Source organism: Xenophilus sp. (assembly GCF_044462705.1).
In the GTDB taxonomy this organism is placed as follows: Bacteria; Pseudomonadota; Gammaproteobacteria; order Burkholderiales; family Burkholderiaceae_C; genus Xenophilus; species Xenophilus azovorans.
Genome location: NZ_JBIQNC010000176.1, coordinates 1 through 10,286, shown reverse-complemented (window position 1 = coordinate 10,286; position 10,286 = coordinate 1). Strand labels below are relative to the sequence as shown.

Genomic DNA, 10,286 nt, shown 5'->3' with positions numbered 1-10,286 from the left:
CCGCCTCGATGTAGATGCTCTTCGTGTCGTCGGACACGGCGGTGGCGTCGCCGCCCATGATGCCGGCCAGCGACTCCACCTCGCGTTCGTCGGCGATCACGCCCACGGTGCCGTCCAGCGTCACGGTGCTGCCGTTGAGCAGCTTGAGCTGCTCGCCCGTGCGGCCCCAGCGCACCGCCAGGCCGCCGTGGATCCTGTCCAGATCGAAGATGTGCGAGGGCTGGCCGTACTCGAACATCACGTAGTTCGAGATGTCCACCAGCGCGGTGACGCTGCGCTGCCCGCAGCGCGCCAGGCGCTCGACCATCCAGGCCGGCGTGGCGGCGGCGGTGTTCACGCCGCGCACGATGCGACCCGAGAAGCGGCCGCACAGGTCGCTCGCCTCGACGCGCACCGGCAGCGTGTCGTCCAGTTGCGGCGGCACGGCCGGGATCTCGGGTGTGACCAGCGGCGCGCCGGTCAGGGCCGACAGCTCGCGCGCGATGCCGTACACCGACAGGCCGTGCGCCAGATTGGGCGTGAGCTTGATGGTCAGCACCACGTCGTCGAGCTGCAGCGCGGCGCGCACGTCCTCGCCCGGCAGCAGGGTGGCGGGCAGCTCCAGCAGGCCGCCGTGGTCCTCGCTCAGGCCCAGCTCGCGCGCCGAGCACAGCATGCCCTGGCTCTCGACGCCGCGCAGCTTGCCCAGCTTGATGCGGAAGGGCTTGCCGTCCTCGCCGGGCGGCAGCTCGGCGCCGACCAGCGCGCAGGGCACCTTGATGCCGGCGCGCGCGTTGGGCGCGCCGCACACGATGTGGAGCAGCGCTTCACCGCCGACGTCCACCTGGCACACGCGCAGGCGGTCGGCGTTGGGGTGCTGCACGGCTTCCTTGATCTCGCCCACCACCACCTGCGTGAAGGGCGGCGCGGCGGGGCGGCGCTCCTCCACCTCGAAGCCGCCCATGGTCAGCGTCTCGGCGAGGGCTTCTGAACTGAGGGGCGGGTTGCAGAACTCGCGCAGCCAGGACTCGGGGAATTGCATCTCTATGCGTCTCGTTCTGGATTTACTGGAACTGGCCGAGGAAGCGCAGGTCGCCCTCGAAGAACAGGCGCAGGTCGTTCACGCCGTAGCGCAGCATGGCGAGCCGGTCGATGCCGGAGCCGAAGGCGAAGCCGATGTGACGCTCCGGGTCCAGGCCCATGTTGCGCACCACCTGCGGATGCACCTGGCCGGAGCCGGACACTTCCAGCCAGCGGCCGGCCAGCGGGCCCTCCTCGAACATGATGTCGATCTCGGCGCTGGGCTCGGTGAAGGGGAAGTAGCTGGGGCGGAAGCGCAGCTTCAGCGCGCTGGTCTCGAAGAAGGCCTGGATGAAGTCCAGGTACATCACCTTCAGGTCCTTGAAGCTGACGTTCTCGCCGATCCACAGGCCCTCGACCTGGTGGAACATGGGCGAGTGGGTGGCGTCGCTGTCCACCCGGTAGGTGCGGCCGGGCGCGATGACGCGGATGTCCGGCATGTGCGCCTGGCCGGCGTACTTGCGGGCATGGGCCTGGGCGTAGCGCACCTGCATCGGCGAGGTGTGCGGGCGCAGGTTGAACCACTGGCCCTCGGCATCCTTCATATCGACGTAGAAGGTGTCCTGCATCGAGCGCGCCGGGTGGTTCGGCGGGTTGTTCAGCGCCGTGAAGCTGTACCAGTCGGTCTCGATCTCCGGGCCGTCGGCCACGTCGAAGCCCATGCTGGCGAAGATCGCCTCGATGCGCTCCTGCGCGCGCGCGATGGGGTGCAGCCCGCCGCCGGCGCGGCGCCGGCCGGGCAGCGTCACGTCGAGCGCCTCGGCCTGCAGTTGCGCGGCCAGCTCGGCGTCGGCCAGTTGCTGGCGCCGCTCGGCCAGGGCCGCCTCGATGGCCTGCTTGGCGGCGTTGATGGCGGCGCCGCGGGTCTTCTTCTCATCCACGCTGAGCTGGGCCATGCCCTTCATCAGCTCGGTCACCCGGCCGGACTTGCCGAGGAAGCGCGCCTTCGCGTCCTCGAGTTCGGCGGGGGCCTGGGTGGCAGCGAAGGCAGCGCGGGCCTGGTCGACCAGCAAGTCCAGCTCGTTCATGGGAGACAGGGGGAATGGGGAATGAAAAAGGGCCGGTGCTTTCTCAAGCGCCGGCCCTGGAACCGTGGGCGCATCCGGCCGCTCCCGGGGGAGCGGCCGTCGCGGTGCGGGATCAAGCAGCCAGCTTGGCCTTGACCTGCTCCACGATGCCGGCAAAAGCGGCCTTGTCGTGCACGGCGATGTCGGCGAGGACCTTGCGGTCGATCTCGATACCGGCCTTGCGGATGCCGTTGGCGAACTGGCTGTAGGTCAGGCCCAGTTCACGCGAGGCAGCGTTGATACGCGCGATCCACAGTTGGCGGAACACGCGCTTCTTGGTGCGGCGATCGCGGTAGGCATACTGGCCCGCCTTCATCACCGCCTGCTTGGCGACGCGGAAGACGTTGCCGCGGCGGCCGCGGAAGCCCTTGGCGAGGGCGAGAACCTTCTTGTGACGAGCGCGGGCGGTGACGCCACGTTTGACGCGAGGCATGTGTTACTCCTTGTCCGTCAGTTGATCAAATGCCCTGGCCGGGCAGCATGGCGGCCATCGAGACCATGTTGGTCTCATGCACCGCCACCGCACCGCGCAGGTGACGCTTGTTCTTGGTGGTCTTCTTGGTCAGGATGTGACGCTTGAAGGCTTGACCGCGCTTGACGGTGCCACCGGGACGGACGCGAAAACGCTTCTTCGCGCTGCTCTTGGTCTTCATTTTGGGCATGTGAATGCTCCTTCTTCGTTGTGCTCGCAAGGCGCCGCGAAACTGGCTCGCGGACTTGTCGGCCTTCGAGGCACTTCTTCATCCCGCAGCAGGCCGCCTTGCGGCACCCTGCTGCGAAATCCTCATCGGGCATCCCGCCACGGCGGGCAGCCCTGGCAGCCTTCTCAGGCCGCCGCCGGCTCGGTGGCCGACTTGCTCGTTCCCCCGCCCGCCTTCTTGCGGCCCGGCGCGATCATCATGATCATCTGCCGGCCCTCGAGCTTGGGGAACTGCTCCACCAGGATCGCATCGCCCAGCTCGTCGCGGATGCGCTGCAAGAGCGCCAGCCCCAACTCCTGGTGCGTGATCTCGCGCCCCCGGAAGCGCAGGGTGATCTTCACCTTGTCGCCGTCGTCCAGGAAGCGCCGGATGTTGCGCATCTTGATGTTGTAGTCACCGTCATCGGTGCCGGGGCGGAACTTCACCTCCTTGACTTCGATGACCTTCTGCTTCGCCTTGGCTTCGGCAGCCTTCTTCTGTTCGAGGAACTTGAACTTGCCGTATTCGATCAGGCGGCATACCGGCGGGTTGGCGGCCGCAACCACCTCCACCAGGTCCACGTCGTGTTCACCCGCGAGGCGCAGGGCCTCTTGCAGGGGGACCACACCCAATGCCTCGTTCTCCGGCCCGAAAAGACGCACCTCCGGGGCCATGATCTCCCGGTTCAGGCGGTGCTGGCGTTCCTCGCGCTGGCGGCGGTCGCGAAATGCAGTAGCGATGGTTCAATCCTTCATCAAGATGCTACAAAAAAAGTAGCGTTATCCGCAGCAACGGTGCGCCCTGGCTGTGACAAAAAACCCGGACGAAGGCCCGGGCCGGTTTCCTGTCAACGCTTCTGGGTGATGTCGTCGGCGATCCTCTGGGCGATCGCTTCCACCGACATGGTTCCGAGGTCCACGTTGCCTCGGGCGCGCACCGCGACGGCTCCTGCTTCCTTTTCCTTGTCGCCCACGACGAGGATGTACGGAAGCTTTTGCAACGCGTGCTTGCGGATTTTATACGTAATCTTCTCGTTGTGCAGGTCCAGCTCGACCCTAAGCCCTTGATTCCGCAGCGTTTTCGCCACGTCGCGAGCGTAGTCGGCCTGGGCGTCCGTGATGTTGAGCACCGCCACGTGCACCGGCGCCAGCCAGGCGGGCATGGCGCCGGCATGGTGCTCGATCAGCATGCCGATGAAGCGCTCCAGGCTGCCGACGATGGCGCGGTGCAGCATCACCGGGTGCGCGCGGCCGCTGGTTTCCGTCACGTACTCGGCGCCCAGGCGCTCGGCCATGTTGAAGTCCACCTGCATCGTGCCGCACTGCCACTGGCGGCCGATGGCGTCGCGCAGCGTGTACTCGATCTTCGGTCCGTAGAAGGCGCCGTCGCCGGGCGCGATGACGAAGTCCACACCGGAGCGGCGCAGCGCCTCCATCAGCGCGCCCTCGGCCTTGTCCCACAGTTCGTCGGAACCGATGCGGTGCTCGGGCCGCGTGGCGACCTTGTAGAGGATGTCCTCGAAGCCGAAGTCCTGGTAGACCTTGAGCAGTTGGCCCGTGTAGGCCACGCATTCGTCGAGGATCTGATCCTCCGTGCAGAAGACGTGGCCGTCGTCCTGCGTGAAGCCGCGCACACGCATGATGCCGTGCAGCCCGCCCGAGGGCTCGTTGCGGTGGCACTGGCCGAATTCGCCGTAGCGGATCGGCAGGTCGCGGTAGCTGCGCAGGTCGCTCTTGAAGATCGTGATGTGGCCGGGGCAGTTCATCGGCTTGAGCGCGTAATCGCGCTTTTCCGACTCCGTGACGAACATGTTGTCGCGGTAGTTCTGCCAGTGGCCCGTCTTCTCCCACAGGCTTTTGTCGAGGATCTGCGGCCCCTTGACCTCCTGGTAGCCGGTGTCGCGGTAGACCTGCCGCATGTACTGCTCCACCGCCTGCCAGATGGCCCAGCCCTTGGGGTGCCAGAACACCAGGCCCGGCGCGACCTCGTCGATGTGGAACAGGTCCAGCTCCTTGCCCAGCTTGCGGTGGTCGCGCTTCTCGGCCTCCTCGATGCGCTGGATGTAGGCGTCGAGCTGCTTCTTGTCGGCCCAGGCCGTGCCGTAGATGCGCTGGAGCTGCTCGTTCTTCGCGTCGCCGCGCCAGTAGGCGCCCGCCAGCTTCGTCAGCTTGAAGACCTTCAGGAAGCGCGTGTTGGGCACGTGCGGGCCGCGGCACATGTCCACGTATTCCTGGTGGTAGTACAGGCCCATCGCCTTCTCGTCGGGCATGTCTTCGACCAAGCGCAGCTTGTAGTCCTCGCCGCGCGACCTGAAGACCTCGATCACCTCGGCGCGCGGCGTCATCTTCTTGATCACGTCGTAGTCCTGCGCGATCAGTTCGCGCATGCGCTGCTCGATGGCCGCCATGTCCTCGGGCGTGAACGGGCGCTCGTAGGCGATGTCGTAGTAGAAGCCCTCCTCGATCACCGGGCCGATCACCATCTTGGCCGTCGGGTAGAGCTGCTTGACGGCGTGGCCCACCAGGTGGGCCGTGGAGTGGCGGATGATCTCCAGCCCTTCCTCGTCGCGGGGCGTGATGATCTGCAGCTTCGCGTCGTGCTCGATGCGGTCGCTGGCATCGACCAGCCGGCCGTCGACCTTGCCGGCCACCGTCATCTTGGCCAGGCCGGGGCCGATGGCCTGCGCCACCTCGGCCACCGTCACCGGGCCGGGGAATTCGCGGCGCGAGTTGTCGGGGAGCGTGATCTGGATCATGGGAAAGACTCTTTCGCGAAAAGGCAAGACAAACAAAAAGCGCGGCCGGGGCCGCGCTTTGCTTGGGGTTCTGGCGGCTGGACGCGTCCAGCCCACCTGCGCTACCGGCCCGTGGGGTGCTCGAAACCTTCGGTGGTAGTTCGCGGTGTCATAACCAGAATGCCTTTCTCGTCCTTGTTGGGAGGTGAAGGAAGCGGATTCTACCTGCGCAAAAAAGCCCGGCACATGGCCGGGCTCAAGGTGACAGCAGGCGATTCCCGAATCAGTGGAACTGTTCTTCCTCGGTCGAACCGGTCAGCGCCTTGACGCTGGACGAGCCGCCCTGGATCACGGTGGTCACGTCGTCGAAGTAGCCGGCGCCGACTTCCTGCTGGTGCGACACGAAAGTGTAGCCCTGCTCGCGCGCCGCGAATTCGGGTTCCTGGATCATTTCCACGTAGTGCTTCATGCCTTCACCGCGGGCGTAGGCGTGGGCGAACTTGAAGGTGTTGTACCAGTTGCTGTGGATGCCGGCCAGCGTGATGAACTGGTACTTGTAGCCCAGCGCGGACAGCTCGTCCTGGAACTTGGCGATGGTCGCGTCGTCCAGGTTCTTCTTCCAGTTGAACGAGGGCGAGCAGTTGTACGACAGCAGCTTGCCGGGCGATGCGGCATGCACGGCCTGGGCGAACTCGCGGGCGAAGCCCAGGTCGGGCGTGCCGGTCTCGCACCACACCAGGTCAGCGTACGGTGCATAGGCCACGCCGCGGCTGATCGCCTGCTCCAGGCCGTTCTTTACGCGGTAGAAGCCTTCCTGCGTGCGCTCGCCGGTCAGGAAGGGCTTGTCGTTGGCATCGTGGTCGCTGGTGATCAGGTTGGCCGCCTCGGCGTCGGTGCGGGCCAGCACGATGGTGGACACGCCCATCACGTCGGCGGCGAAGCGCGCGGCGATCAGCTTCTCGATGGCTTCCTGCGTGGGCACCAGCACCTTGCCGCCCATGTGGCCGCACTTCTTCACGGCCGCCAGTTGGTCCTCGAAGTGCACGCCCGCGGCACCCGCGGCGATCATGTTCTTCATCAGCTCGAAGGCGTTGAGCACGCCGCCGAAGCCGGCTTCGGCATCCGCCACGATCGGCAGGAAGTAGTCGATGAACTCCTTGTCGCCGGGGTTCACGCCGCGGCCCCACTGGATCTCGTCGGCACGCTTGAAGGTGTTGTTGATGCGGCGGACCATGGTCGGCACCGAGTCGTAGGCGTACAGCGACTGGTCGGGGTACATGGTCTCGGAGGTGTTGCCGTCGGCGGCCACCTGCCAGCCCGACAGGTACACGGCCTCCAGGCCCGCCTTGGCCTGCTGCATGGCCTGGCCGGCGGTGATGGCGCCGAAGGCGTTCACGTAGCCCTTCTTGGCGCCGCCGTTGATCTTCTCCCACAGCTTCTCGGCGCCGCGCCTGGCCAGCGTGTACTCGATCGGCACCGAGCCGCGCAGGCGCACCACGTCGGCAGCGCTGTAGCCGCGCTTGAGGCCCTTCCAGCGCGGGTTGCTCGCCCAATCCTTTTCGAGCGCGGCGATCTGCTGTTCGCGGCTGAGTTGTTCGGTGATGGTCTGGGGCATGGTCACTCCTGAAGTGGTGGTTCTGGAAACGGTTCCGGCCTGTGCGCCGTTGGAGTGACTTTATCGCAGCGTCAGACTCTTATGTCTTATAGAAGACGTGAATTTTCTCTTTTATCCACAACCACTTAAATTGCATATTTCTCAATGTAGAATTATTTTTCTTGCATTGAGAAATTTTGCGGCGACGCAGCACGATCATTTTCCGCGATGAGAAATGATTTTCTTCTTCATGGGAACGGTGTCGACGCAAGCTCGGAATGCCTGGAATCCACGCCTCCCGGGGCAGCCGCTCCAGGGGGCGCGGATGGCCTCAGAGGTCCTCGATCACCAGCCGGCGATAGCGTTGCGCGATGGAGGGCGCGGTGTCCTTCAGCACGGAGGCGAGACGATCACGATCCTCGTCACTGCGCGTGCGCACCAGCAGGCCGACATGGCCCTGCCGGGCGAGTTCGGTGAAGGCCCGCACCGTCGCCGCGTCGGTTCCCGCGGACGGCAGCGGGTCGTCGGCCTCGGCCACGGTGGGGCTGATCTGCTCGAGCACGGCACGGGCCGGCACGAAGTACACGGCGTCGCCCGTGAAGCCCGCATGGACCAGCGCATCGGCCGCAGCACGGGCCTGCGTCTCGTCGGGATACATGACCATCGAGTGGCCGGTGGGATAGAAGGCACCGCCGATGGGGGAAAGCATCTGTGGGGTGAGCGCGAAAGGTTGCATGGCATCGCTCCTCGGCCCGTCCGGCAGGCCGTGCCCCAGCCTATGAAGCCCGCAGGCGGCCTGCTGTAGGAGGAGCGCGGCAGCCTGCGCACGCCGATCGCCAAGCCGCGAACCTGCGGCAAAGCGTCGCCGCAGTGCTCCGCCGCCGCTCCGGAAAGAAGAAAACCCCGCCAGTGCGAACACTGACGGGGCTGTCTGGCGGAGACGGAGGGATTCGAACCCTCGATGAGGCTCTACACCCCATACTCCCTTAGCAGGGGAGCACCTTCGGCCACTCGGTCACGTCTCCAGAAGGTCGAGCCGGCAATTATGCCATGCCGGCATCCGTCTCAGGCGGCGGGTTGGTCCAGGTCGAAGGCCTTGTGCAGCGCACGAACGGCCAGTTCCATGTACTTCTCGTCGATCACGACGGAGGTCTTGATCTCGCTGGTGGAGATCATCTGGATGTTGATGCCCTCCTCGCTCAGCACGCGGAACATCTTGCTCGCCACGCCGACGTGGCTGCGCATGCCGATGCCGACGATGCTGACCTTGCAGATCTTGGTGTCACCCACGATCTCGCTGGCGCCCAGGCTCGGCAGCACCTTGGTCTTGAGCAGTTCGACGGTGCGCGCGTACTCGTTGCGGGTGACGGTGAAGCTGAAGTCGGTCTTCCCGTCCTTCGAGAGGTTCTGGATGATGACGTCCACCTCGATGTTGGCATCGGCCACTGCACCCAGGATGTGATACGCGATGCCCGGCTTGTCGGGCACGCCGAGCACCGAGATCTTGGCCTCGTCGCGGCTGAACGCGATGCCGGAGACAACGGCTTGTTCCATGGTTTCGTCTTCCTCGAAAGTGATCAGGGTGCCTGACTTGGCTTCCTCGTTGATGTCGATGTCCCAGGGCGTGAAGCTGGACAGCACGCGCAGCGGCACCTTGTACTTGCCGGCGAACTCCACCGAGCGGATCTGCAGCACCTTGGAGCCCAGGCTGGCCATCTCCAGCATCTCCTCGAAGCTGACCTTCGAGAGCCGGCGCGCATCGGGCTCGACGCGCGGGTCGGTGGTGTAGACGCCGTCCACGTCGGTGTAGATCAGGCATTCGTCGGCCTTCAGCGCGGCGGCGATGGCCACGGCCGAGGTGTCGCTGCCGCCGCGGCCCAGCGTGGTGATGTTGCCTTCGTCGTCCACGCCCTGGAAGCCGGTGATCACGACCACGCGGCCGTCGGCCAGGTCGGCGCGCACGCGGGCGTCGTCGATGCTCTCGATGCGGGCCTTGGTGTAGCTGGAATCGGTGCGCACGCCGACCTGCCAGCCGGTGTAGCTCACCGCCTCCATGCCCTCGGACTGCAGCGCGATGGCCAGCAGCGCCGACGAGGCCTGCTCGCCGGTGGCGGCGAGCATGTCCAGCTCGCGTCGGTAGTCATCATTCGGCTGGCTGGGGGCCAGTTCCTTGGCCAGGCCCAGGAGCCGGTTGGTCTCGCCGCTCATGGCGCTGGGGACGATCACCATCTGGTGACCGGCGCGCGCCCATTTGGCGACGCGCTTGGCGACGTTGCGGATGCGCTCGGTCGAGCCCATCGACGTGCCGCCGTACTTGTGAACGATCAATGCCATGGGGATGGAATGCGAAGAAGGGAACGTCCTTGCACGGCAGGCGCGGCGGGGGTGCCGCGCGGTGCGCCGACGTCAGCGCGATGCCTTCGGCAAGGGCGGGCAATTGTACCAACGCAGCACCTCGCCATCGCGCTGCACGGCGCCGCGGCCGGCCTTCAGGTGGATGCGGTGGCCGCGGGTGCGGCAGGCTTCGATCTGGTCCAGCAGTGCTTCCATCTGCACGGCGCTGGGCCGCGCCGCATCGCCCTGCCCGGCCAGCCAGTGGCGCAGCAGGTTGGCACGGCGCGCGCGCGGCAACTGCCGCAGCGCCGCGATGCGCGGCGGGTCGCCGGCGGCAGCCAGATCGCCGGCCGCGACCTCGGCCAGCAACTGCTGCGCCTGGGCCGCGTGCGCCGCGCTGCGCGCGAAGGTGGCATGGACGGGCCCGAAGGCGCGCTCCAGCGCGGGCAGCACCTCGGCGCGGATGCGGTTGCGGGTGTATCGCGCGTCGCCGTTGCTGGGGTCCTCGATCCAGGGCAGTTGCTGCGCGCGCAGCCAGTCCCGGATCTGCGCGGCCGTCACCGCCAGCAGCGGCCGGTGGAAGACCACGCCGCCGCGCACCATGCGCGCCGGCATCGCCGCCAGGCCCGGCAAGCCGGCCCCGCGCGACAGCGCCAGCAGCAGTGTCTCCACCTGGTCGTCCGCATGGTGCGCGAGGGCCACGCAGCGCACCGGCGCCGGCAGGGACGGCTCGGGCCGCAGCGCGCCGAAGACCGCGTAGCGGGCCTGCCGCGCGGCGTCCTCGGGGCTGTCTCCCGGCGCCGCGCGCGCATCCACGC

10 protein-coding genes and 1 tRNA gene are annotated in these 10,286 nt (G+C 66.7%); all 11 read right to left on the bottom strand.

The genetic code is table 11. The features are described from left to right. Nucleotides 1-1,021 (bottom strand): YtpR family tRNA-binding protein (gene ytpR, locus ACIY1X_RS20705; protein WP_399684212.1); only part of this gene is annotated, 1,021 nt, incomplete at its 3' end. Between the two features lie 22 nt (nucleotides 1,022-1,043). Next, the gene (gene pheS / locus ACIY1X_RS20700; RefSeq protein ID WP_399684209.1) at nucleotides 1,044-2,087 is read right to left on the bottom strand and encodes a phenylalanine--tRNA ligase subunit alpha; all 1,044 of its coding nucleotides are present in this window, start codon (nucleotides 2,085-2,087) and stop codon (nucleotides 1,044-1,046) included. A gap of 112 nt (nucleotides 2,088-2,199) precedes the next feature. Then, nucleotides 2,200-2,559 carry a 50S ribosomal protein L20 gene (rplT, locus tag ACIY1X_RS20695; RefSeq protein ID WP_038218552.1) on the bottom strand — a complete coding sequence of 120 codons (360 nt, stop codon included), beginning with the start codon at nucleotides 2,557-2,559 and terminating at the stop codon, nucleotides 2,200-2,202. Between the two features lie 25 nt (nucleotides 2,560-2,584). Then, complete coding sequence (gene rpmI, locus ACIY1X_RS20690; protein ID WP_038218549.1) at nucleotides 2,585-2,788, bottom strand: 50S ribosomal protein L35; 204 nt, start codon at nucleotides 2,786-2,788, stop codon at nucleotides 2,585-2,587. A 164-nt stretch (nucleotides 2,789-2,952) separates the two neighbouring features. Next, the gene (infC, locus tag ACIY1X_RS20685; protein WP_399684214.1) at nucleotides 2,953-3,546 is read right to left on the bottom strand and encodes a translation initiation factor IF-3; all 594 of its coding nucleotides are present in this window, start codon (nucleotides 3,544-3,546) and stop codon (nucleotides 2,953-2,955) included. A 107-nt stretch (nucleotides 3,547-3,653) separates the two neighbouring features. Then, nucleotides 3,654-5,561 (bottom strand): threonine--tRNA ligase, encoded by a 1,908-nt coding sequence (gene thrS / locus ACIY1X_RS20680; protein WP_399684206.1) that lies wholly within the window; start codon nucleotides 5,559-5,561, stop codon nucleotides 3,654-3,656. A 262-nt stretch (nucleotides 5,562-5,823) separates the two neighbouring features. Next, nucleotides 5,824-7,155: an isocitrate lyase gene (gene aceA / locus ACIY1X_RS20675; protein WP_399684203.1), complete on the bottom strand. Its 1,332-nt coding sequence runs from the start codon at nucleotides 7,153-7,155 to the stop codon at nucleotides 5,824-5,826. A gap of 310 nt (nucleotides 7,156-7,465) precedes the next feature. Beyond that, complete coding sequence (locus ACIY1X_RS20670; protein WP_038218540.1) at nucleotides 7,466-7,870, bottom strand: hypothetical protein; 405 nt, start codon at nucleotides 7,868-7,870, stop codon at nucleotides 7,466-7,468. 196 nt (nucleotides 7,871-8,066) lie between these two features. Further along, nucleotides 8,067-8,159: transfer RNA gene (locus ACIY1X_RS20665), tRNA-Ser, on the bottom strand. A gap of 40 nt (nucleotides 8,160-8,199) precedes the next feature. Further along, nucleotides 8,200-9,468 carry an aspartate kinase gene (locus tag ACIY1X_RS20660; RefSeq protein WP_399684200.1) on the bottom strand — a complete coding sequence of 423 codons (1,269 nt, stop codon included), beginning with the start codon at nucleotides 9,466-9,468 and terminating at the stop codon, nucleotides 8,200-8,202. A gap of 72 nt (nucleotides 9,469-9,540) precedes the next feature. Next, nucleotides 9,541-10,286 (bottom strand): tRNA lysidine(34) synthetase TilS (gene tilS, locus ACIY1X_RS20655; RefSeq protein WP_399684197.1); only part of this gene is annotated, 746 nt, incomplete at its 5' end.

Coding starts and splice junctions, on each gene's coding strand:
- rpmI (WP_038218549.1), bottom strand. CDS start 2,788: ATGCCCAAAATGAAGACCAAGAGCAGCGCGAAGAAGCGTTTTCGCGTC.
- aceA (WP_399684203.1), bottom strand. CDS start 7,155: ATGCCCCAGACCATCACCGAACAACTCAGCCGCGAACAGCAGATCGCC.
- rplT (WP_038218552.1), bottom strand. CDS start 2,559: ATGCCTCGCGTCAAACGTGGCGTCACCGCCCGCGCTCGTCACAAGAAG.
- ACIY1X_RS20660 (WP_399684200.1), bottom strand. CDS start 9,468: ATGGCATTGATCGTTCACAAGTACGGCGGCACGTCGATGGGCTCGACC.
- ACIY1X_RS20670 (WP_038218540.1), bottom strand. CDS start 7,870: ATGCAACCTTTCGCGCTCACCCCACAGATGCTTTCCCCCATCGGCGGT.
- pheS (WP_399684209.1), bottom strand. CDS start 2,087: ATGAACGAGCTGGACTTGCTGGTCGACCAGGCCCGCGCTGCCTTCGCT.
- thrS (WP_399684206.1), bottom strand. CDS start 5,561: ATGATCCAGATCACGCTCCCCGACAACTCGCGCCGCGAATTCCCCGGC.